19 protein-coding genes are annotated in these 22,948 nt (G+C 39.2%); 14 read left to right on the top strand and 5 right to left on the bottom strand.

Annotation, left to right across the window (positions count from 1 at the left end; genetic code table 11):
• Positions 1–35: 35 nt before the first annotated feature.
• Together ACIQYG_RS09400 and ACIQYG_RS09395 are read left to right on the top strand one after the other, a co-directional pair.
• Positions 36–458: a nucleoside 2-deoxyribosyltransferase gene (locus tag ACIQYG_RS09400; protein ID WP_402837367.1), complete on the top strand. Its 423-nt coding sequence runs from the start codon at positions 36–38 to the stop codon at positions 456–458.
• Between the two features lie 110 nt (positions 459–568).
• Positions 569–697, top strand: coding sequence for a hypothetical protein (locus ACIQYG_RS09395; RefSeq protein WP_402837365.1), 129 nt, complete (start codon positions 569–571; stop codon positions 695–697).
• Between the two features lie 398 nt (positions 698–1,095).
• Here the strand turns inward: ACIQYG_RS09395 and ACIQYG_RS09390 are convergent, their stop codons facing one another.
• Positions 1,096–1,839: a L,D-transpeptidase family protein gene (locus tag ACIQYG_RS09390; RefSeq protein WP_402837363.1), complete on the bottom strand. Its 744-nt coding sequence runs from the start codon at positions 1,837–1,839 to the stop codon at positions 1,096–1,098.
• A 224-nt stretch (positions 1,840–2,063) separates the two neighbouring features.
• Here ACIQYG_RS09390 and ACIQYG_RS09385 point away from each other — a divergent pair, with 224 nt between their 5' ends.
• Complete coding sequence (locus tag ACIQYG_RS09385; protein WP_402837361.1) at positions 2,064–2,516, top strand: YueI family protein; 453 nt, start codon at positions 2,064–2,066, stop codon at positions 2,514–2,516.
• Positions 2,517–2,707: 191 nt separating this feature from the next.
• On the opposite strand, the gene ACIQYG_RS09380 is transcribed toward ACIQYG_RS09385, so the two are convergent.
• Together ACIQYG_RS09380 and ACIQYG_RS09375 are read right to left on the bottom strand one after the other, a co-directional pair.
• Entirely contained in the window at positions 2,708–3,775 is a 1,068-nt protein-coding gene (locus ACIQYG_RS09380) for an AI-2E family transporter (protein ID WP_402837359.1), read from the bottom strand.
• A 605-nt stretch (positions 3,776–4,380) separates the two neighbouring features.
• Positions 4,381–5,649 carry an L-lactate MFS transporter gene (locus ACIQYG_RS09375; protein WP_402837357.1) on the bottom strand — a complete coding sequence of 423 codons (1,269 nt, stop codon included), beginning with the start codon at positions 5,647–5,649 and terminating at the stop codon, positions 4,381–4,383.
• 687 nt (positions 5,650–6,336) lie between these two features.
• On the opposite strand from ACIQYG_RS09375, the gene ACIQYG_RS09370 reads away from it, so the two are divergent.
• Positions 6,337–7,425, top strand: coding sequence for a branched-chain amino acid aminotransferase (locus tag ACIQYG_RS09370; protein ID WP_402837354.1), 1,089 nt, complete (start codon positions 6,337–6,339; stop codon positions 7,423–7,425).
• A 40-nt stretch (positions 7,426–7,465) separates the two neighbouring features.
• Here ACIQYG_RS09370 and ACIQYG_RS09365 read toward each other — a convergent pair whose 3' ends face one another.
• Positions 7,466–8,152, bottom strand: coding sequence for a response regulator transcription factor (locus ACIQYG_RS09365; RefSeq protein WP_402837352.1), 687 nt, complete (start codon positions 8,150–8,152; stop codon positions 7,466–7,468).
• Positions 8,153–8,292: 140 nt separating this feature from the next.
• Here ACIQYG_RS09365 and ACIQYG_RS09360 point away from each other — a divergent pair, with 140 nt between their 5' ends.
• Together ACIQYG_RS09360 and ACIQYG_RS09355 are read left to right on the top strand one after the other, a co-directional pair.
• Positions 8,293–9,180 carry a R2-like ligand-binding oxidase gene (locus tag ACIQYG_RS09360; RefSeq protein WP_402837350.1) on the top strand — a complete coding sequence of 296 codons (888 nt, stop codon included), beginning with the start codon at positions 8,293–8,295 and terminating at the stop codon, positions 9,178–9,180.
• A gap of 125 nt (positions 9,181–9,305) precedes the next feature.
• Positions 9,306–10,517 carry an iron-containing alcohol dehydrogenase gene (locus tag ACIQYG_RS09355; RefSeq protein WP_402837348.1) on the top strand — a complete coding sequence of 404 codons (1,212 nt, stop codon included), beginning with the start codon at positions 9,306–9,308 and terminating at the stop codon, positions 10,515–10,517.
• 87 nt (positions 10,518–10,604) lie between these two features.
• Here the strand turns inward: ACIQYG_RS09355 and ACIQYG_RS09350 are convergent, their stop codons facing one another.
• Complete coding sequence (locus tag ACIQYG_RS09350; protein WP_402837346.1) at positions 10,605–10,859, bottom strand: alpha/beta-type small acid-soluble spore protein; 255 nt, start codon at positions 10,857–10,859, stop codon at positions 10,605–10,607.
• 199 nt (positions 10,860–11,058) lie between these two features.
• On the opposite strand from ACIQYG_RS09350, the gene ACIQYG_RS09345 reads away from it, so the two are divergent.
• From ACIQYG_RS09345 to ACIQYG_RS09310, 8 genes are all read left to right on the top strand, one after another.
• Entirely contained in the window at positions 11,059–11,793 is a 735-nt protein-coding gene (locus ACIQYG_RS09345) for a YqcI/YcgG family protein (protein ID WP_402837890.1), read from the top strand.
• Positions 11,794–12,004: 211 nt separating this feature from the next.
• A complete protein-coding gene (locus tag ACIQYG_RS09340; RefSeq protein ID WP_402837344.1) occupies positions 12,005–12,631 on the top strand; it encodes an FMN-dependent NADH-azoreductase in 627 nt (208 codons plus the stop codon).
• 116 nt (positions 12,632–12,747) lie between these two features.
• Positions 12,748–14,544 carry an oligoendopeptidase F gene (gene pepF, locus ACIQYG_RS09335; protein ID WP_402837888.1) on the top strand — a complete coding sequence of 599 codons (1,797 nt, stop codon included), beginning with the start codon at positions 12,748–12,750 and terminating at the stop codon, positions 14,542–14,544.
• A 233-nt stretch (positions 14,545–14,777) separates the two neighbouring features.
• Entirely contained in the window at positions 14,778–17,024 is a 2,247-nt protein-coding gene (locus ACIQYG_RS09330; protein ID WP_402837342.1) for an AAA domain-containing protein, read from the top strand.
• A gap of 282 nt (positions 17,025–17,306) precedes the next feature.
• On the top strand, positions 17,307–18,305 hold the full coding sequence (locus ACIQYG_RS09325; protein WP_402837340.1) for an LLM class flavin-dependent oxidoreductase: 999 nt from the start codon (positions 17,307–17,309) through the stop codon (positions 18,303–18,305).
• A gap of 93 nt (positions 18,306–18,398) precedes the next feature.
• Positions 18,399–19,421 (top strand): LLM class flavin-dependent oxidoreductase, encoded by a 1,023-nt coding sequence (locus ACIQYG_RS09320; RefSeq protein WP_402837338.1) that lies wholly within the window; start codon positions 18,399–18,401, stop codon positions 19,419–19,421.
• Positions 19,422–19,513: 92 nt separating this feature from the next.
• Positions 19,514–21,262, top strand: coding sequence for an aminodeoxychorismate synthase component I (gene pabB, locus ACIQYG_RS09315; RefSeq protein ID WP_402837336.1), 1,749 nt, complete (start codon positions 19,514–19,516; stop codon positions 21,260–21,262).
• A gap of 99 nt (positions 21,263–21,361) precedes the next feature.
• A complete protein-coding gene (locus ACIQYG_RS09310) occupies positions 21,362–22,693 on the top strand; it encodes a D-serine ammonia-lyase (RefSeq protein ID WP_402837887.1) in 1,332 nt (443 codons plus the stop codon).
• The last annotated feature ends 255 nt before the right edge of the window (positions 22,694–22,948 follow it).

The raw sequence follows: 22,948 nt of genomic DNA, 5'->3' as shown, positions 1-22,948 counted from the left end.
AAGTATCAATAGTTATATATTTTGGAGGTGTATGTGTGAAATATTATATAGCATCAGACGAAAAAAATTTGAAGCAAGTTAAATCATTGATCAAGAAATTGACTTCAAAAGGGTTTACTTGTGTGAATGACTTGAATTTAATTACAAATGATGAGAAAAACCAAATAACGGACGGCATTGGAGATTATGAAAAAAAGGGGATTGAGGAAGCCGATTTCATGCTGATTTTCCTAACGGCAGGAAAAGGTAATCTATATGAGCTTGGATATGCTTTATCTTTAAATAAGAAAATTATTGTGTATTCGCCTGAGAAAGACAATTATCATATTAATAAAAAATCAATATTTCATAATCTGCCCGAGGTAACAATCTGCAGCGGGACCTTTTATAAGCTGGTTAAGTTGATACATACGCTTTCTCCCGAAGGATCTGAAAAAGGTTCATTGAATCTTAAATAAATGTCAAATGTAAAATTTTAAGGATACCCACTAATAAAATTTCTTTTGACCGAAGTGTTTAATGGATTAAAAATGAGGGTAAAGACCATTAAAAAAGGGAGAGGACTGTTTTGGCCATTATTGATATCGACCAATTATTGTTAGCCACTGAAGCGATAGCAGAAGAGTCAGTTCCATTCCATCTTGATACATTTGACATCGATCAACTTTTAGATAAAACGGATAATTGGAATTGGTAAGGAAAAGCATGCCCAAAGAGGATATGCTTTTTTTATAGAGAAAATAACCTGATTGCCTGTATAAAAATAATACAAGTAATCAGGCAAGTGAGGAATTTTTAATGAAGTGGATAAAGTTAATACTTGCGTCCTTTTACGAATCCTAAAATCACAAACATCGAAATGGTGCCGATAACAAAAATTGATTTAATTGTTGTTACGAGAATATCATCGTACATTTGTATTACCTCCTTGTATGTAATGACAGTGCGATTATGATTAGCTGTTGATGTATAAATTATAACATAAAGTTAATAACTGATGGTGGAAAATTAAAGCCGATATGGGTAATAATGTATAGGTTGTACAGTTAAAACATAAAAAAGATATCCTCTAATCAGTGGATATCGGTGAGAAAATTATTTAAGTCCTAGTGCTTTTTTTGTTTTTGGTCCGACGATACCATCAGAAGTAAGTTTTTTGGACTTTTGGAATTTCTTCACAGCCGCTTCGGTGTTTTTTCCGAATGACCCATCCACTCCTTTAGTGCTGTATCCAAGTTTAGTTAATCTTTTTTGTAGTTCGATTACTTGGGGGCCACTGCTTCCTTTCTTCAGGGTGGCGTTTGAATTTACCGGCAGGCTCACAGAACCGCTTACTTTATATCCATTCGTGGCAGCTATGTTGGCAAATGATTTATTCGAACTGGCAATCAAGACTACGGTGTTCATTCTCACCCTATCGTAAAGCCATTGAACATCATCGTTATACATACGAATACAGCCTGCACTTATATATTTCCCGATGGTTGTGGGATCATTATTGCCGTGTATTGCGTACGTATTACCTGGTGTATTCCTTGCATTGATCCCCAGCCACCTTTTACCTAGAGGGTTTTTTGGGTCTCCACCTCTAATGTTGCCTTTATAATAGGGACGATTCACAATCTTTGTCACTACTTTGAACTTTCCTTCAGGAGTGTAGGAAGCTTTCTTACCTGTCGCCACGATGAATACCCTCACCAATTTATCATTTTCGTAATAGGCAAGCTGATTATTGGTTTTATTGATGATAATCAGTTGTCTTGCTGCCGCACCTGAAGTATTACTGAACCCCAAAAAACTAAAGGCGAAAATCAATACAAATACAATTAATTTTTTCATGTTTTCCCCGTCCCTCATTTAAGCAACCTACATTTACACATATACTATCCTATGCATGAAGTGAGGCTAAAGTGACATTTTTTTAAAAAAAGGGTAGACTAATTAACTATGGGAAAAGTCAAACTTGGACCAAATTCTACTTTTATGCATGCTTAAAGAATGATGGGCACTATTTTTGGTCATATTACATACATTATTGAAGTGAAAGTGGAGGTGGGAAAGAATTGTCACGCCTAAACGTGGAGGACTATCTAGAACAAGGCATCCATGGTCCAAAAGAAATCAAGCCTGGTGAACGAAGGGAATTTTTGGGCACATTACGGGAGCGGGTCGTAATCGTCCTAAAAAAAAGCCAAGTCTTTGAAACGAATGTATATCCGGAGATAGAGCAATTGATGAAGCAGTATCCCCGTTCAAATTTGTTTTTAAATGGTCAGATGGACTATCAATATTTAGGGAAATATATAAAATTGGCAATGAGTCATAATATTCCGTACAAAATTGTCCTAAACAAAGATCATAACTCCGATTTGGGTCTAGTATTAGCAGAAAATAATGCCATAAACAAAGAAGAAATTTATATCGAGAAGAAAAATCATGTACAGCAAGTCATCAAAAAGAAAAGCTTCACAGCGTTTTTCAAACGCTGTGTTAAAAAATTATTTAAAAAACGTTGATACAACCATCAACGTTTTTTAATTTTGTCTATAAAAGGCGGAATGGTCTATCCCAACCATGATAGTAAGACTAGGTTTTCCTCAAATTCCCTTTCTTTAGAGTTTGTCTACAGTCTGAAACGATGATAGAGTGATTTTTGTATTTATTTTTAAGCACTCTTTTAATTAAGTAAGTAGACAACCTTTCCTGTTTATGTAACCCTATTTCGTAACCTGTAAAACTTACTGAAATTACCTATTATCGTTTTTACTACGGAATAAGTGGGGATAGCGATTAAAATGCCAGTGAATCCGTATATTGATCCAGCAGCAAGCAGCAATAAGATAATGGTAAGTGGGTGAATGTTAAGCCGTTTCCCCATAATATTCGGTGTAACCAAGTGCCCCTCGAGCTGTTGAACAACAGCAAGGACAATGAGTACTTTCACTGCCAGCCCAATGTCTTGCTGTAAGGCAATGAGAAGGGCGGGGATGATGCTTATTAGTGGACCAAGGAATGGTACAACGGTAAAAATCATGGCGAATAAGGCTAATACGAGTGCATAGTCGAGACCGATAATAAGGTAGCCAACATACATCAAGGTCCCAATGACGATTGATATGATGAATTGACCGATAATATAAGTGGAAAGTGCTTTATCGACGTCTTTTAAAATCTTGTTTCCCTCTGTTTCTACATCGTTCGGTATATATTTTAATAGAAATGGCCGTAATTTTTCTCCATCCTTCAAGAAATAGAATAGAATGAATGGTGTAATCACCAATACCGTTAAGACACTAGTGATCGTGGAAAAAATGGTATGGACATTCACGATGAGTTTTTCCGAATAATCTTTCAGATGCGTTACCGCTTTTTCTTTCAACTCTTCCATATTTACCATGCCAAAATCATTTTTTTCAATCATGACTTCAGATTCCTTAGAGAATTCCTTGACTTTGCTGGGGAGGTTTTCAGATAATTTTTGAAATTGGTCCACGACTACAGGACTTCCAAAGTAACTTACCATCCCAATCATGCTAAATATAATCAAAAACACGGTGAAGATGCTAGCTGACCTCGGGATAAATTCAGTTAACAAGTTAACGACCGGCCGTAGTATATAGTATAAAAGCCCAGCCACAATAATTGGGAAAAACATGGAAGCGATGACTTTTTGTAGCGGCAGTAGAACATAGTCAATCTTACCTAGTAAAAAAATAATTAAAATGATCAAAATGATCCCGCAAGCATATTTGAAAAACGGTTTATTGATCCACAAGACAATCCCCCCCTAATTCCATCTCTTACTTAATTCCCTGATTTAGCTTAATGTTAAACTAAATAACTTGTTCAAATGTTTGGTGCAAAACATTTTATAAGAATGAACGATTATCATTCAACTTTAATTAGATTGTGCTGTTACAATTTTTATTCATAAAAGGAATACTACCTGAACACATGTTCATAAAGCTGGAGTTCGTATTTTTTTAATATTTCTGGAATTCCAATAGCTATAGCCGCAAAAAACGAAGTTAATATATGGAAAGCAAAACAAGACTCTCACCGTAAAATGAAGGACATATTTAAAAAATATATCGACCACATTGACGTTTACATGTCTTTACGGAACTAAGTCGATAATAAGGTCCGCCTACTAGGATTGTACCGCTAATTGCCTTTTCCAGGACTGCTGAGTTTAAGTATAAGAACTGCTCACAACTGCTCCGGCAAAGAATCTGGTTGAGATGACCTAATCCATATATTATTCGAATGCCATAGTTCAAAAAGCACCGATACGGCCATAACCAATTAAAAAAGGCATCATCAAGGTAAATTCCGGTTAGGGAAGTTTACTTGATAATGCCTTTTTATAAAGGTTTTAAATTAGGATATTTTACTTAATGTGTTCGTTGCGCCTTGTTTCTGTTCTCTTTGCATTTTTTTGATGTCCAGACGCAACCAGATGGAGATGGCGAATGCTATCGCAATTAATGCTGCGAAAACGTAGAATACCGGGATGTAACTATTCGTACTTTCCCTGATTGCAGTAACCAACATCGGGCCGCAAACCCCGCCTAGAGACCATGTAGTTAAAAGATAACCGTGGATGGCCCCAATTTCCTTAGTTCCAAATAAATCCCCGGCAAATGCAGGGAGATTTGAAAATCCTCCTCCATAACAACTAACGACCAGCAAGATGAGTCCTTGGAACAATAGTGTATTTGTAGTCGTTGGAAGTAAAAGGAACGCTCCGATTTGAATGATGAAGAAAATGATGAAAACATTTGGTCGGCCAATATAATCAGATGCAGCTGCCCAGCCAAGTCTTCCTCCGCCATTAAAGATTCCCATGATACCGACTAATGTTGCTGCACCTGCTACTGACAGCCCGACAACGTCTTGAGCCATAGGAGAAGCAACCGAAATCATCATGATCCCTGCACTTGTGTTGATCAATTTCATGGACCATAACATCCAGAAGTGTTTAGTTTTAACCGCTTCTTTTGCAGTTAATTGCCTTAGGTCTTTCTTTAGTTCTTTCTTACCGGACTCAATATCTTTCTTCATTCCTTCAGGCAGCCAGTTGGCTTTTGGAGGAGCAATATAGGATGCTCCTAAGAACATCAGTATGAAATAGCCTGCGCCTAAAATATAATATGTAGTATAAATGCCAACTGATTCCATAAGGCTTGCAGCGACTGGGGCTGTAATGAGAGCTCCGGCACCGAAACCTAATACTGCCATTCCTGTTGCCAATCCCCTGCGATCTGGGAACCATTTGACTAAAGTGGATACTGGTGAAATGTACCCGATCCCCATACCAAGTCCACTTAAAACCCCATAAGTCAATAGGTAGAGCGGAAGTGAATCGACCATTACTGCTAAACCGGAACCGGCTTGTCCTAAACCGAATAATACCGCAGCGACCATAGCTGACTTTCGTGGTCCATTTTTTTCTACGAATTTACCAAAGAAGGCAGCAGAAGTTCCTGCAAGCGCCATCATTATTGTGAATGCTAATGTTACTTCAGTCTCAGACCACCCCATAGTCTCAACTAATGGTTTTTTGTAAACGCTATATGCATATGCACCACCAATGGAAAGGTGAATGGCGATGGCAGATAAAGCGATTAACCATCTGTTTTTTGTCATGTTGTTACCCCTTTTCGTCAAAAATAAGAAAGTTGCATGCGTTTTATCTATAATATAGCGTTTTGCATGCGTTTTATCTATCTTGTGGGATAAGTATATAAGATTATTATTTAGTAGTAAACTACTAAATTGAATTTCATGAAAAAATTCCCTCTATATTCCATTGGATTAAATTTGGGGATGGCACTAAGAAAAACCATTTAATGAATCAGGATAAAATGTTATATTTCCTAGTCTTTTGAATATACATAAAAGCTTATATAGGGTTTCAGCTCTAAGTGCTATGGAGAAGCTGTGATAACCAACCTGTTGAACATCTTTTTATTTTCGATCTTCCAGGGTTAGAAAAAGGAAACGAAAAGTTCTACTTAAGGTACCGTGATGGAATAATCAGAATTATTCTCATTGGCTTTATTGTAATCACTTTGTTAAAATTAACCTTATATTCAGGATTTCAAGATAACTTAGCAAACGATGGAATTGATATTTTTTGAGAAGTTTCAGGAATAATTGATTCTTTTTTCAGGAATCATAGTCTGGATATCAAAAAAATCCCGTTTATTTTAAAAAATTCCGAAAATTTAGTCTTAAAGGCTTGAACTATGATTCCTGATAGGAGTAAACTAATTAAAGATAGATTTTATGGAAGTGAAATCTTGTAAATTTAATCAACAAGGGGTTTTGGTAATGAAGGAACATGACATGCAAATCACGCTTAGTACAACAAAGAAAGAAAAACCACAAGCGGAACAGCTTGAGTTCGGTAAGCAGTTTACCGATCATATGTTTATTATGGATTACACACAAGGGCAAGGGTGGCATGATCCAAGAATTGTTCCTTATCAACCGCTCTCATTAGAGCCGTCAGCTATGATTTTTCACTATGGTCAATCCGTTTTTGAAGGATTGAAGGCATATGCAACACCAGAGGATGAAATTATCTTATTCCGTCCGGAAAAGAATTTCCAACGCTTAAATAGTTCAAATAGCCGATTATGCATACCGGATATCGACGTTGATTTTGCGTTGAAGGCCTTAAAGACTTTAATTAGCGTTGATAAGGACTGGATTCCCCAGGCAGAAGGGACATCATTATATATCAGGCCATTCATTATAGCTACTGAGCCTTATCTGGGAGTTTCTCCATCGGATAAATATCAGTTCATCATCATCATGTCACCAGTGGGTTCGTATTATAAAGAAGGTATTCATCCCGTTAAAATTGCAGTGGAGTCAGCTTTCACACGTGCAGTTAATGGAGGTACAGGTGAAGCCAAAACGGGCGGTAATTATGCATCAAGCCTAAAAGCCCAGGAAGTATCCGAAAAGATGGGTTATGCCCAAGTTCTATGGTTGGACGGAGTGGAGAAAAAGTATATCGAAGAAGTTGGAAGCATGAATGTTTTCTTTAAAATTAATGGTGAAATCATCACTCCAGCTTTAAATGGAAGTATCCTTCCTGGTATTACTCGTGATTCCATTATTGAATTGCTGAAACATTGGGGTCTTCCCGTGTCGGAAAGACGCATCTCGATGGAGGAAGTTCATGAAGCCCATAAATTAGGTCAATTGGAAGAAGCCTTTGGAACGGGTACAGCCGCAGTAATATCACCAATTGGTGAATTTTTGTGGAATGGTGAAAAAATGATTGTTCAAAGCGGGGAAACTGGCGTACTTTCCAGAAAGCTTTATGATACACTGACAGGTGTCCAAACAGGCAAAGTTGCAGATGAGTTGAACTGGACTACGAAAGTTGAAGAAAAAGTGACTCTATGACTTAAACAAAAAAAACCTTCTTTGAAGGTTTTTTTTGTTTTCACATAATCATTTTGTGCCTTATGGCAACAGCGACGGCCTCGGTCCGGTGATTCACTCCCAATTTCCTGATAGCAGAAGAAATATGATCTCTGACAGTAAATTCACTAACGCTCATTTCATGTGCCATTTGCTTTAATCCCATCCCATTGGCTAAATATTGAAGGACCTCCACTTCACGCTTGCTTAGAAGGTAAGTAGGAGGGGCGGAATCAAATGTTGAACTGACAGCCAGTTTCAAATAATGGGAAAGTTTCATTAAATCATTTTTGGTAACTGGTTCGTTGGCGTGAATTGGGTCAACCAACACTAAACCGATGGCAAAGTCATTCACAATTATCGGAATGATAGCCAATGAAGAGATGGAAAATCTTTTAACGTATTTTGCAGGGATGGAGGATTTCGCATGTTGGATGGTTAAGTATATGGGTTTGTTATGGATGACTGCTTGGTGGATGGGGTATATATCATGAATATTTTCTCTAACATTATGTAATGAAAAGGTATCTTCACTTGTACATGCACATATTCCTTCACCCATTCCTGTTAAACATGAGTAACTGAATAAAGATGCTCGTTGAAATGAAAAAAAATCCACACAGCCTTTCACGATCATTTGTGATTTATTTGCCATATCTTTTTGTTGGGAAATCTTTTTAACATGATTCATCAGAGTTTCCTCAAGCATTCGACTTTATTCCTCCCTACATTTTCAGTACTAGGATAAATGCTACTAATATCTTACAATATAATGAAAACTCTTACAAATTAAAAAAATCCTTAGAGATTCAAAAAGTTCAAAGTTCATAATTTCAAGGAGGCATTACCATGAAAAGAAAGAGTTTAACGACCACCAGCAGAAGTTTTAGAGAAGATACCCTACCATTTAAACTTTACCAAAAGGCAAAGAAATTCGGTATATGGAATCCTCGAGATATTGATTTCAGCCAGGATAAAGAAGATTGGAAGTCATTTACTGATATTGAAAGGGAAGTGTTATTACGGATCATTTCCCTTTTTCAAGGCGGGGAAGAAGCCGTGACTTTGGATTTGCTGCCGCTCATAATGACGATAGCCAAAGAAGGCCGGATCGAAGAAGAAATGTACTTAACGACATTTCTGTTCGAGGAAGCGAAGCATATGGAGTTCTTTCGTTATACATTAGATCAAATTGGTGAAACGGGTGATTTGACGGTTTATCACTCAGACACTTATAAATCGATTTTTTATGAAATATTGCCTGAAACGATGGAGAAGCTTTTAACGGATCAATCCCCAGAAGCTTTGGCAGAAGCAGCCACTGTTTATAATATGTTTACCGAAGGCGTCCTTGCAGAAACTGGATATTTCGGGTTCTATCAGACTCTCGAAGCTAATAAAATGATGCCTGGTTTATTAAAAGGTGTAGGTCTTTTGAAGAAGGATGAATCACGCCATATTGCATATGGGACTTTCCTGCTGCAGCGAATCATCAGTGAACATCCACATATCTTTAAACAGGTTGAAAAGAGGATGGAGGAACTTTCACCACTGGCCATCACTTTAAATACAGAGGGATATGATCGGTTAGGAAATCCTTTTGGTAATGACCAACAAGCTGTATTGAATTTTACACTGAAACAATTATCAGTGCGGATGGAGATATTATCCAGGGCAAAAGGGAAGGGGATTGAAGAGATCTATCAAAGTAACGAAAAGGAATATGGGGTTTTGTAATGCCGAAATAAGATACAAGCATACTGGTAGGTTTATATTTAATAATGAATGGCCATCAGGAAATGTAAGCAATGTGAACTATCCTTAACTGCGAATATAGACTATTAAATCTGGGGTGAAACTTTATGAAGGTAAATGCTCATTCGAATTTTTGGTTAAGGTCTTCTGTTTACAGTGGCACTAACACTCGTTCACTCATTCCGGGCCTATTCAATGGTCTGGGGGCAAAAAGGATTTTACTCGTGAGTGATGTGGGCTTGGAGAATGCAGGCGTCGTTCAACAAGTTGCCGAAACTTTTGAACAGCAGAAATTAGGTGCCAAAGCTGAAATAGTTGGACAGTTTCTGGGTGTTACACAAGACGCAGCGAGTAAATGTGTAAACGAAGCATTGAAATATGCACGCGAAGTTCATGCCGATGCCATACTTGCCATTGGCGGAGGGAGTGTCATCGATACCGCAAAAGCATTGAAATACGGATTATATAAAGGAATTACGGATATAAATGATTCAATACCAAGCGGTTTTCTGTATGAGGGTTTTCCAAAAGCACAATCCATGAATATCCCGCATATTTCCGTAGCCACAACAGCAGGAACCGGTTCCGAAGTATCCCCGATCGCAGTCATATATAATGAACATAAAAAAGTCAAAATGAATATATACAATGTTTTTTTAAGTTCGGATGTTGCCATTCTAGATCCCGATTTAACAGTCGGACTGCCATCTGACATTACGGCGTATACTGGTGCCGATGCATTGACACATGCAATTGAAGCGATCATTTCACCTGCAGCGACATCAATAACCGATGCATATGCATATCAGGCCATTCGAGTTATTGAAAGAAATTTACCGAGGGCAGTAAAGGACGGAACGAATATTGAGGCTAGAATGGAAATGCTGCATGGAAGCATGATGGGAATCACTGCATTTTGCAGTGCATTGAATGCGATTCCGGTTCATAACTTTGCCCACGCATACGGGGCGTTATTCCGTATTCCGCATGGATTGGCCAATGCCGTATTACTACCGGTCGTCATGGAATCAACCCCCGATTTATATCTTCCAAAGGTTCATTTGTTAGCCGAAGCCTTTAGTGTAAAAATACAGGATGAAGATTCAAAAGGGATCTTAGCGAAAGTGGTAGAAAAGCTCCGTGTATTTCTATCTGATCTTGGGCTGCCCTCCGACTTCAGCGCCTATGGAATTAACCAGTCGGATATGGAAAGAATTCTGAAAGCAGTCGTGACGGATCCAGCTGCCGCTAATTACCCGATGTCAGAGGAATTAATAATGTCAGTTGTTTCAAGAGTTTCACCCGTTAGAATTAATTGACACTAAAAAAGCCAGCCTGTAAAGGTTGGCTTTTTTTGCGTTCTAACCTGTTTAATTCCATAATTTTTCATTCAAACATTACTCTATTTAATGCTTTTTTCCTAAGTTTTCCTGTGCCATCTTTATAAGTTCCTTCACCATGCCTCCGCCTAACTTTCCGCCTATTTTTCCATTTTGCTTGGATGTCAGTTCACCGTTATAGTCTTTTTTAAGCGGTACGCCAATTTCTTTCGCTACTTCAAACTTTGCCTCTTCGGGATTCGTTGTACCAGCGACTTTGGCTTTTAAATCATCAAGACCTTTTCGTGCTTCAGATACTAAAATTTTCCTTCTCCTTGCCATTTAGCAACACTCCTCCTATTTTTTTCTTAGGTTATCCTAATGTAAAGAAAATGATTAACCTGCAGATCGAATGTTTTTTTTATTGGAATCCAGCGATTATATAGGATGAACCTGATTGAATTGATTTGCCATTCTAAGAAGAAGTTTTAGTTTATTTAAAGCGGGTAACATATAATAAAACGATTTAAGGAGAAAAATGATGCTGACTGCTAATTCAAGTTTGTTAACAAAAGAAGATATGACAAATCCCGATCGAGTGCCGCAATGGCTAATCAAGGAATATCAAACATTCCATGATACAGTGACCGATAAAACCTTTCCTTGTTATTTTGGTATGAAAGCTGAAAATAAAGGGGAACTCCGTTATGCTTATATCACACAGAAAGATTGGTCCAATCTACCAAAAGCAGTGGAAAGCTTTCTTGATTTATTTCAGGAACCACCATATATAAGGCACGGCCTTTTCGTCTTTATGGAGCCTGAATCAATTGAGGGTGATATAGAATTTTACCGTAAAAGGTTTTGGGATATCCTGCAATACCTACATAAAGCGGATGAAAAACCTTGGCCAATTGAAAAGCCGAAAGATCCCGATCATTATTTATGGGACTATCATTTTGCAGGGGAACCAATCTTTGTCTTTGGTAATGCACCTGCTTATAAACAGCGTAAAACTCGCGATTTAGGAAATAGCCTTGTCCTTGGATTCCAACCCCGGATGATCTTTGAAGGCTTGGAAGGAACGGAAAAAGGCGGAATCATGTCGCGTGAAAAGGTCCGGGAACGAGTGGAGAAATGGGATAATCTTCCGAAACATCCTGATATCAGTCACTTTGGCGATGTAAATCATAATGAATGGAAACAATTTTTCATAGGGGATGATATAGAACCGATAAAAGGTAAGTGTCCCTTCCATCATAAAGAGTTAACTTAACCGTGAGCAAATCGCTCGCGGTTTTTTCGCTTCTTACTTAGGAAGCGGCGGAGATAAAAAATCCAGGCGCTGAAAATTAAAAAACATAATCCTTGCCTTATTGGATTTTCGGTTTTATAATGTGAAAGTACCAATTGCAGTTAATTCGAGATATATGGATTAAATGCTATTTTTATAAAAACATACAAAATTAACAATTGGGGGAACAAAGATGTCTAAAGTATTGTTTGTTAAATCAAATGACCGCCCAGCGGATCAAGCTATTAGTGTCAAAATGTATGAAACGTTTTTGAACGCATATAAGGAAGCAAATAGTAACGATGAAATAACTGAATTGGATTTATTTAAACTGAACTTGCCTTACTACGGAAACACTGCAATCACTGCCCTATATAAACGCAACCAAGGCATGGAATTGACTGAAGAAGAAGTGAAGATTGCCGATATCGTGCAACAATACTTGAATCAATTCCTTGCTGCGGATAAAGTGGTATTTGCCTTCCCGCTCTGGAACGCAACGGTTCCGGCACCATTGGTAACTTATATTTCTTACCTTGCCCAAGCGGGAACAACATTCAAATATACAGCTGAAGGCCCTGTCGGCTTAGCTGGAGGTAAAAAAGTGGCTTTACTTAATGCGCGTGGATCCGATTATGCATTGCCTGGTATGGATGCTGGCGAAATGGCAGAGAAATATGTAACGATGAATTTAAACTTATGGGGCATAAAAAACCCGGAAACAGTCGTAATCGAGGGACATAATCAGTACCCAGATCGCTCACAGGATATCGTTGCAGAAGGATTGGCGAAAGTTGCTGAAACTGCAGCAAAATTCTAATTTTAAAAAGGAAAACCAGTATGTATTTTTAGCATACTGGTTTTTCTATGCAGATTTTTCTGAAAGTCGATTATAATAAAGGGTAAGCTATAAGCATGAAAGGAAGTGCAGACGATATGCAAACGTTTAAATCACGCGACGAAATAAAAATAGAAGAAACATGGAATTTAAAGGATATTTACGAAGATCAGGGTAATTGGGATAAAGATTATCAAGAAGTCCTGAAGATGACAGAAAAGTTAAAAACTTACGATGGGCATATTAAGTCAGCTCAAGATTTGTTCGAGTATTTACGATTAAGTGAGGAACTTGGGTACATTTATAATAAGCTATATGTATTTGCCATGCTGCAAGCGGATCTGGATACGCGGGTAACCTCATCACAAGCATTGCTGGATCGAGCTGGTAAGTTAGGGCAGAAAATAAGCAATGCTTCTGCATTTTTCATGCCGTTTCTTTTGAGCCTGGAAGAACACACATTAAAAGGGTACATAAATGAAATCGAGGGTTTGAAATATTTTGAGGAGGATCTACTGGATTCCTTCCGCTATAAAGCCCATGTATTAACGAAAGAACAGGAAGAGGTGCTTTCCCAAATAGGCGAAGCCTTTTCAGCTCCACAAAAAACGTTCGGGATGATCAACAATGCTGATATAAAGTTTGGGGAAGTTACGAATGAAGACGGCGAGAGGGTAGAGCTGACGCGAGGAATGTATTCCAAATTGATTGAAGATGATGATCGCGATAAAAGAAAAGAGGCCTATTTCGCATATTATCAGCCATATGTACAATTGAAGAATACAATCGCTTCCACACTTTCCACGGCAATCAAAAATAATGTGAATCTTTCAAAACTAAGAAATTATCCATCTGCCTTGGAAAAATCCTTATTTGGAGATCAAGTTCCAAAAGAGGTATATGATAATTTGATTATGTCTACTAAGCAAAATATTGGCCCCATGCATAAATACATTCATTTAAGAAAAAAATTGCTGGGTGTAGAAGAATTGCGTGCTTATGATTTAAGTGTACCATTAGTCGAAGGGGCTAAAGAGGAGATTTCTTACGATGATGGTTTTTCCTTAATGTTGGAGGCACTGAAACCTCTTGGCGAAGAGTATATAACGATCCTTAAAACCTTTAAGGAAAACAGATATATCGACGTCAGGGAAACACCTGGAAAACGTTCAGGTGCTTACAATTTAGGACTTTATGGTGTTCACCCTTTCATCTTATTAAATCACCGTGATGATTTAGACAGCGTATTTACACTTGCACATGAATCCGGACATGGCATGCATTCATACTATAGCTCAAAATACCAACCGCAAATAAGTGCTGGATATTCCATTTTTGTCGCTGAAGTTGCTTCCACTGTGAATGAAATCCTTTTGATTCGCCATTTAATTAAGACAACAAAAGACGTTCAGAAGAAAAAACATTTACTTAACCATTTCATAGATAGTTTTAAAGGAACATTCTTCACACAAGTGATGTTTGCGGAGTTCGAAAAGATTGTACATGAAAAAGCTGAAAATGATGAACCTCTAAATGCCGAGGTTTTTAATACAGCCTATGAATCGATATTTCGTGCATATAATGGAGATGAAATAATTTTCGATGAAGAAGTGAAGTATGGCTGGTCTCGCATCCCACACTTTTATCGTCCATTTTATGTTTACAAATATGCTACTGGTTACGTTTCAGCCATTACGATCGCTGATAAGATCCTTTCTGGGGACAAAAAAACACTTGAAAGTTATTTGACCTTCTTGAAAAGCGGGAGTTCCGATTTCCCATTGGAGCTTCTTAAGAAAACAGGCGTAGATTTAACTAAACCTGATCCAATCGAAAATGCAATGAAGATTTTCAGTGATCTCGTCGACCAATTCACTGAGTTGACAGAAGGCTAATCTAAACCATTTCTTCCAAAAGAGCCCATGGTATGATGTTATAAAAAATGCTATAGTTAAAACATTGGCGTAGGAAAGGCCCAATCAATTTGATTGGGCCTTATTCTATATGCAAAAGAAACAGGTAATTCGCGAAAAAAGTGATGATGACAGCGTTATTTTCAACATCGGAGCCTAGCCAATGGGCCAGTTTCTTTGTACTACAATGGCATATTTTGTGAGGAAAGTGAAAAATGAATTCGACAGTAAATTATATAAAAGAATGGCAGCAGGCACTTCAACTTGAAATCCTGCATTTGAAAAAATATGGCAGCACAAAATACTTGGTTTCGAACGGCCATCTGCTTACAAGTGAAGGTTCCTTCAACTATTATTTTGAAACAGGTTCATCGGTAAAAATCCCTGTCGGTTCCCTCGTTCGATTGGAATGGGGAGGGATTAAACAGGATGGAAGGATCCTCTCATCGGAAGGGAAAAGTATAATCATTGTTTTTGATCGTTCGTTAGGCGATATCATCGGTGAAGCCTTTTTATACCATGATCCCTGGGAATTGCTGGAGCAATTGAACATCCGCTTGGATGAAATCAAGAGAAGTAAAAGGAAAAGGCTTCGGATCAAGCGCCTGATGGATCCGTCCATGCCGCAAAAACATCCTTTAACCGAAAAACAAAGCAGTGTGAAAGAATTATATGCCCGCTCGAAGTTCAATCCTGTCACTTTTGTTTGGGGACCCCCTGGAACAGGAAAAACCTATACATTGGCTCGTACAGTAGCCAATCATTATTTACAAGCTAAAAAAGTTCTGGTTTTGTCCCATAGCAACCAGGCAGTCGATGTTTTGATGGCTGAAATTTCATCATTCATTAAAAAGAAGGATCGTTTCAAAGAAGGCGATGTGCTTCGCTATGGATCTCAAATCGGTGAATCACTAGCTATCCATGATGATATTGTTACGGGGGAATTATTAGGTAAACATGAACCGACATTAATTAAAGAAAAAGAAGAGCTTGGCGAAGAGAAACGTCTATTAAAATATGACTTGGCAGGGTCCTTCAGTAAAAGGGATACAGATCAATTAATTGAGATAGAGAAAAAGCTGGCCAAAGTCTTGGAGAAAATCCGCCAAAAAGAGATTCAATTCGTAAAAGAAGCAAAAGTCATCGGGACGACCTTAGCTAAAGCAGCAAATGACGAAACGGTTTATCAAAAGGAGTATGATCTGGTCATCTTGGACGAAGCGAGTATGGCTTACGTACCTCAAGTGGCTTTTGCTGCAGCGTTAGCCAAGCATATTATCGTTTGTGGTGATTTCAAACAATTGCCACCCATTGCTTCGGCTCGTGATTCCCTCGTGAAACTATGGCTGAAGGAAGACATATTTCATCGGGCCGGTGTCGCCCAGTCTGTTGAAGAAGGAGAACTCCATCCCCATTTATTCCTATTAAAGGAACAGCGCCGCATGCATCCGGAAATTTCAGCATTCACTAATCGTGTCGTCTATAACAATTTTGTTGGCGATCATAAAAGTGTTGCGACTAGCAGGGAGGGCATAATGCTGGCGGAACCGTTTGCCAATAGGGCAGCGGCACTTCTCGATACTAGTTTTGCAGGGGAATATTGCATCACTGAACGGACCTCCCACTCAAGAATGAATTTATGGCAATTGCTTTTATCTTTTCAGCTGATTCATGAAGCTTATGTGGGCGGGTCAAGGTCAATTGGTTATGTCGCACCATATCGGGCTCAGGCAGAATTGATGGAAAAACTATTGGATGACTTATATGAAAAAGAACGGCAAACGGCGGATATCATCGCTGCAACTGTACATCGTTTCCAGGGAAGTGAACGTGAAATGATGATCTTTGACACTGTTGATAGTTATCCGCAAAACAGGGCTGGAATGTTATTGACAGGGAGAGAAAGTGAAAGGCTGATTAACGTGGCCATAACAAGGACTAAGGGTAAGTTCGTACATGTATGTGACACTTCGTTTGTTAACAAACACGTTTATCGCAGTAAAACACTTCGTCAGCTTGTCGATCATCAAATTCAAAATGATCAGATTGTATCAAAGAAAGACATTGGAAATTGGGTTAACCACCAGCACCCGAAATTGCGATGGATGCATGCCCGTAAATTGGGGGATTTTCAGGAAGATATTGAATCAACAAAACATGGGATCGTTATCGCTGTACCGGATTTGAACAGTTTGTCGGAAGAATGGCAGCAATATTTAATAAAACGGAATCCAGCAGTGAAATTGACGATCATATCAGCAAAAAGAAACCCTGATATCATCCCGGATCATTTTATTTGTTCACCTATTTCCTTTTCCTTTATCATCTTTGATAATCGAGTTATCTGGCTAGGATTGCCCGTAGAGTCCAATAATCGGGTTCATCCCCCATTTATAGCGGCTCGTTTGGATTCACAAATAATGGCGGATGAATTACTATCTCAATTCAAAAAAAGTGAATAGCTCCTGAAAAGCCCTTAAAAAGGGCTTTTCTTTTTAACATATATCCTTAAAAAGACCTCGATAGAATAAGCGACGATTACTTCAGTCCCTTACGTCATTGATATATTAAAACAAACACCTCGTTAGAATATATTATTTACTTATACTCCCCAATTTGGATTCATCTCCTTATATTTTTTGCTAAAGGCTGCAAACTAAAATAACAAAGCAAGCGTTTCAGGCGACTTTCGACTAGTTATGATTTACCATTATGTTACGAAAGCCAAGAAAGGAGGTAACAAAATGAAATTGAGCATTTTGGATCAATCCCCAATTGCATCCGGACAATCAGCACAAGAAGCTTTGCAGGCTTCACTTCAACTAGCGCAAGAAGGAGATAGACTGGGTTATAGCAGAATCTGGTTTACTGAACATCATGATCTGCCGGGATTGGCCTGTTCCGTTCCAGAGGTTTTGATAAGCTATATTGGTGCACAAACAAAAAATATCCGGATTGGATCAGGGGCAGTGCTGCTTCCACATTATAAGCCATACCGAATAGCAGAGACGTATAATATGCTAGCCACTCTTTTTCCAGGCCGGATTGATATAGGAATGGGACGTGCTCCTGGTGGATCTGCCGAAGCCACGATGGCCTTATCCGATAATTTTCTTCAGAATGTTTACAAAATGCCCGAACTTGTTCAAGAACTGCTGAATTTTATTAGAGATGAATTTCCGAATGAACATCCGTTTTCAAATGTCTCTGCTGCTCCTATCCCAATGGTATCACCTGAACCATGGATATTGGGAACAAGCGGAAAAAGTGCAAAACTTGCCGCTGAGAATGGAACTGCATACGCCTTTGGTGAATTCATGAGTGAAAATGATGGCGTGCAGAGTTTTCAACAGTACCGTGAGCACTTTCAAACAAAAGGGTTACTCAAAGCACCTAAAACGATTGTTACGGTATCGGCCATTTGTGCTGAAACGGAAGAATATGCGAAAGAAATCGCCCTCAGCAACACCCTATGGAAGATTCAAAGTGGACATGGGGCAATGAAGCAGGTTCCAAGTATAGAAGAGGTAAGGAATCATGAATGGACTGAAAAAGAAAAAACACAGATGGAAACCATGCATAAAAAATTGATTTTTGGTACCCCTTCACAAGTTAAAGATCGCCTATTGGAGATTCAGGAGAAATATCAAGCAGATGAAATCATGCTGATAACCATCACTCATAAGTTGGAGGATCGGCTTAATTCGTTTCGATTGATTGCCAGGGAAATCCTTAACAGTTAATCCCCTCGAGCATTTTGTGTGCATTTTGCGTGTATTTTCTATATGATGGCTTTGCGTCCAATTTATCATAATTGAAAGAAAGAAGATGAAGATATGAATGCTGATCAACATGCAAAAAAACTTAGCGACATTTCTTTTTCCGTTCTGGACCTAGCTTCTATTGTTGAGGGTGGTACAGTTTCGGGAGCTTTTAAAAATACAGTAGATTTAGCCAAGCATGTGGAGCAATGGAATTATAACCGGTTCTGGGTTGCAGAACACCATAGCATGCCTGGGATTGCAAGCTCTGCAACGTCAGTGCTTATAGGCTATGTGGCAGGAAAAACGGAAAGCATTCGCGTGGGTTCTGGCGGCATAATGCTGCCGAATCATGCCCCGCTCGTTATTGCAGAACAATTTGGAACATTGGAAGCAATGTATCCTGGTAGAATAGATTTGGGACTTGGGCGAGCTCCGGGAAGCGACCAATATACGGCCATGGCACTCAGGGGTGATGTACGTAATAACGGTCAGGATTTTCCTGAACAATTGGCGCAGCTCCGTAGTTATTTGGATGCGGATTCTAAACATAATCGTGTGCGTGCCATCCCTGGGGAAGGACAGGACATTCCCATTTGGCTGCTTGGTTCAAGCGGCTTCAGTGCAGCATTATCAGCTCAGCTGGGATTGCCATTTTCATTTGCAAGCCATTTTTCCCCTGAAAATACCCAACCAGCTTTAGCTCGTTACCGTAATAATTTCCAACCATCCGACGTTCTCGATAAACCTTATGTCATGGTTGGTGTCAATGTTTTTGCAGCCGATTCTTCGGAAGAAGCACAAAGGATTGCTACATCTTATCAACAGCAATTCTTGAATTTGATCCGTAATACACCAGGACAACTTGCTCCTCCAGTTGATACGATGGAAGGCCTTTGGACAGAATATGAAAAGGCCATTGTCATGAAACAACTTAATGCCTCCATTATAGGAAACCCGGAAGAGGTAAAAGAGCAGTTGCAGACCTTTTTAGATGAAACCCAGGCGGATGAAATGATTATAAACTCTGCCATTTATGATCAGGATGCACGCCTTCGTTCTTATGAAATCATTGCAGAGGTTACTGGAATGAAATAAGTGTCAAAGAATGAGCTTGCAGATTCCGTGTCTGCAAGCTTTTTTGTAAAATACATACCGATTTACTTCATAAACAAAGATAGGAGAGAGTAATGAAACGAGAAGATCCTTTATCCTTAATATTTCACTTCACAGATAAACAAGGTGACAGCAGGCCTCTATATTTTGCGAACCCGAAAAAAGTGATCACCGCCCATTCAATTGAGGATGTCCTTCCCCAATTCCAAAAAGTCCAGGAAGCGATCGAACAGGGGCATTATGCAGCGGGATATGTTTCCTATGAAGCGGCACCTGCTTTTGAAAAATCTTTTAAAGTAAAAGATGGAGCCCAAATGCCATTATTATGGTTCGGGATTTTTGATAAACCGGAAGAGGAAATACCTGAAAAAATGACCGGGGCATTTAATTTAGCTGAATGGCAATCAGAAACGGATTCAAATACCTATCGTTCCGGATTTCAAAGAATAAAATCAGAAATCAAGAAAGGCAATACATATCAAGTCAATTATACGATGCGTTTGAAATCCCAGTTCGAAGGAGATGACTTCGCTTTTTTTGAACGTTTGAAGAGAGCTCAACGCTCGAACTATAGTGCCTATTTGAATGTGGGTACACATCGAATCCTATCGGCTTCACCCGAGTTGTTTTTTCGTTGGGAAGATGGTCAGCTGATTACACGGCCAATGAAGGGGACGGTAAAGCGGGGAACGACACTGAAATCGGATCAGCTCAATGCAGAATGGTTAGCAGCCTCGGAAAAGAATCAAGCCGAAAATTACATGATTGTGGATCTGCTCAGAAATGATTTGGGAATGATTGCGGAACCAGGAAGTGTCGAGGTTCCACAGCTTAAGGCAATTGAAAAATATCCGACCGTTTGGCAAATGACATCCACGATTACAGCCGATACGAATCCAGGAACAACAATCATTGATATATTCAAGGCCCTTTTTCCTTGTGGATCGATAACAGGGGCGCCTAAAATTAAAACGATGGAGATTATCGCTGATATCGAGAATTCACCACGTGAAGTTTATTGCGGTGCGATCGGGTTCATCACTCCTGAATCCGAAGCCGTTTTTAATGTGCCGATTCGTACGGTCGTGATCGATAAGGAAACAGGGAAGGCCGAGTATGGGGTAGGCGGGGGGATCACTTGGGATTCCGAGTTATCGGAAGAATATGACGAAGCCTTTTTAAAAGCCAAATTATTGACTGTGGAAAGGCCTGCTTACAAACTATTGGAATCGATAAAGCTCAGCGATGGCGAATATTATTTGTTGAATGATCATATCGACCGGATGAAACAATCCGCTGAGTACTTCGATTACCGATTCTCTGAATTACATCTTAGAGATCGGCTCCAAAAGTATGCGGAATTAAACCACGGGGCGTTGCAAAAGGTAAGGGTATTACTACAAGAAAATGGTGAAATTGAAGTCTCCGGACAACCAATCAAGCCCCTTGATCCAGAATTTACGGCCATATTGGCTGAAGCTCCAATATCAAGTGCAAATCCATTTCTATTTCATAAAACCACCAATCGTGATGTATATGAAGGCTTTCAAATGAATAATCCCGACTTCCAGGATATTCTGCTTTGGAATGAAGAAGGATTCATCACGGAATTCACGAATGGAAATGTAGTGGTGAAGATAAATGGTGACCTCTATACCCCCCCGGTGGAAGCAGGTCTGCTTGCTGGAACATTTCGTCAAGAATTGATCAGGAAGAAGGAAATCAAGGAAAAACCCATTTCAAAAGCTGAGCTCAATAACGCTGAGGAAATTTGGTTCATTAATAGTGTCCGAGGGAAATTAAAAGTGGATTTAACTTTCTAAGCTGATTATTCGTAAAAAAGTGAAAATTGTAATCTTTATTGCAGTTTGTTGAGATATAGTAGATGATGAATACTACTTTCCGGGAGGGACTGTGTGGAGATGCATAAAATCGCAGGTTTATCGATTATCGAATGGAAAGCGCAAGATCCTATACTTACTAATTTGATGGAAATGAATGAAGTCTTCTGGACGAATCCGCATTACGGTAACAAACAAGAAAATCCAATCGTCCAAGCTGAACAAGTTAAATCGGCTGAAGAAAGATTAAATAGATTCGCCAATTATATAATTAAAGCATTTCCAGAAACCGAACCAATGAAGGGGATCATTGAATCACCACTAGTCGAGATTCCATTTATGCAAAAAAACTTGGAAAAATCCTATGGAACTAAAATGGCTGGGAAACTTTTGCTGAAATGTGACAGTCATTTACCTATATCTGGTTCCATCAAGGCACGCGGAGGTATTTATGAGGTCTTAAAACGTGCTGAGGAAATAGCAATGAAGCATGGTGGTTTAAAGCGGACTGATAATTATGGAGTACTTGCGAATGATGAATATAAGGAGCTTTTTTCAAAATATTCGATTGCTGTCGGTTCAACCGGCAATTTAGGAATGAGTATTGGAATAATAAGCGCTAAGCTGGGATTTAAAGTAACGGTCCATATGTCTGCAGATGCCAAGCAGTGGAAAAAGGATAAATTAACAAGTCTTGGTGTCGTTGTAAAGGAATATGATGATGATTATAGTAAAGCTGTAGAAGAAGGCCGTAAAGAAGCATCATTTGATCCAAATTGCCATTTTATTGATGATGAAAATTCGGTGGATTTGCTGCTGGGATATGCAACGGCTGCAACTCGCCTGAAGAAACAACTGAAAGATATGTCCATTACAGTAGACGAAGATCACCCTTTGTTTGTGTACTTACCATGCGGAGTCGGCGGCGGGCCCGGCGGCATAACATATGGGCTCAAGTTAGCCTTTGAAGATGATGTACATTGTTTTTTTGCAGAGCCGACACATTCACCATGCATGACGCTCGGATTGATGACAGGACTTCATGACAAAGTCTCGGTGAAGGACTTTGGTATCGATAATAAGACGGAAGCGGACGGTCTTGCCGTCGGAAGGCCTTCAGCATTGGTTTCCAGTATGATGACGACCATGTTAAGCGGCAGCTATACCATAGAGGATAGAAGGTTATTCGAACTGCTCAGGGAAATGGCAGAGACGGAAGGTCATTATTTAGAGCCATCTGCCCTAGCAGGAGCATTTGGTCCGATACAACTTTTGTCAGCTCCTGGAGGAAGGGAATACCTTATGGATCAAAAACTTCTGGATAAAATGAACCGGTCCACACATATCATCTGGGCGACCGGCGGGAGCATGGTACCGAAGGATATGATGGAACAGTATTTATCTAAAAGCTAAAAAAATCCCACAAGAGTGAAATTCTCAGACTGCAGGCAAACTCGAAGGAAAGCGAGTTTGCCTGCAGATTTTAATTAAAAAAACCGTCTCAGTTATCTTCAGCCGAAGCAGTCTGTCGTCCTAAAACGTGATTTATTCGACCATTCAGGAATTTTTTGACCGTCAACGCATTATTCGGATTCCGGAACATACATGTTGCGGTACACATTATGATTCCGTTCCCTTTCGGTCGAAGTCAAGCCAAAAACTCCTCAC

The sequence above is a fragment of the Peribacillus sp. NPDC096622 genome (genome assembly GCF_044762665.1).
GTDB classification, from domain to species: Bacteria; Bacillota; Bacilli; order Bacillales; family DSM-1321; genus Peribacillus; species Peribacillus frigoritolerans_B.
The sequence above is the reverse complement of the archived record's forward strand: the minus strand, read 5'-3'. Positions and strand labels throughout refer to the sequence as shown.

What these genes read in the sequence shown, in the direction of transcription:
- ACIQYG_RS09345 (WP_402837890.1), top strand. Translation starts at nt 11,059, where the DNA reads ATGCTGACTGCTAATTCAAGTTTGTTAACAAAAGAAGATATGACAAAT.
- ACIQYG_RS09370 (WP_402837354.1), top strand. Translation starts at nt 6,337, where the DNA reads ATGAAGGAACATGACATGCAAATCACGCTTAGTACAACAAAGAAAGAA.
- ACIQYG_RS09325 (WP_402837340.1), top strand. Translation starts at nt 17,307, where the DNA reads ATGAAATTGAGCATTTTGGATCAATCCCCAATTGCATCCGGACAATCA.
- ACIQYG_RS09320 (WP_402837338.1), top strand. Translation starts at nt 18,399, where the DNA reads ATGAATGCTGATCAACATGCAAAAAAACTTAGCGACATTTCTTTTTCC.
- ACIQYG_RS09355 (WP_402837348.1), top strand. Translation starts at nt 9,306, where the DNA reads ATGAAGGTAAATGCTCATTCGAATTTTTGGTTAAGGTCTTCTGTTTAC.
- ACIQYG_RS09340 (WP_402837344.1), top strand. Translation starts at nt 12,005, where the DNA reads ATGTCTAAAGTATTGTTTGTTAAATCAAATGACCGCCCAGCGGATCAA.
- ACIQYG_RS09375 (WP_402837357.1), bottom strand. Translation starts at nt 5,649, where the DNA reads ATGACAAAAAACAGATGGTTAATCGCTTTATCTGCCATCGCCATTCAC.
- ACIQYG_RS09365 (WP_402837352.1), bottom strand. Translation starts at nt 8,152, where the DNA reads ATGCTTGAGGAAACTCTGATGAATCATGTTAAAAAGATTTCCCAACAA.
- ACIQYG_RS09360 (WP_402837350.1), top strand. Translation starts at nt 8,293, where the DNA reads ATGAAAAGAAAGAGTTTAACGACCACCAGCAGAAGTTTTAGAGAAGAT.
- pepF (WP_402837888.1), top strand. Translation starts at nt 12,748, where the DNA reads ATGCAAACGTTTAAATCACGCGACGAAATAAAAATAGAAGAAACATGG.
- ACIQYG_RS09350 (WP_402837346.1), bottom strand. Translation starts at nt 10,859, where the DNA reads ATGGCAAGGAGAAGGAAAATTTTAGTATCTGAAGCACGAAAAGGTCTT.
- ACIQYG_RS09390 (WP_402837363.1), bottom strand. Translation starts at nt 1,839, where the DNA reads ATGAAAAAATTAATTGTATTTGTATTGATTTTCGCCTTTAGTTTTTTG.
- ACIQYG_RS09330 (WP_402837342.1), top strand. Translation starts at nt 14,778, where the DNA reads ATGAATTCGACAGTAAATTATATAAAAGAATGGCAGCAGGCACTTCAA.
- pabB (WP_402837336.1), top strand. Translation starts at nt 19,514, where the DNA reads ATGAAACGAGAAGATCCTTTATCCTTAATATTTCACTTCACAGATAAA.
- ACIQYG_RS09310 (WP_402837887.1), top strand. Translation starts at nt 21,362, where the DNA reads ATGCATAAAATCGCAGGTTTATCGATTATCGAATGGAAAGCGCAAGAT.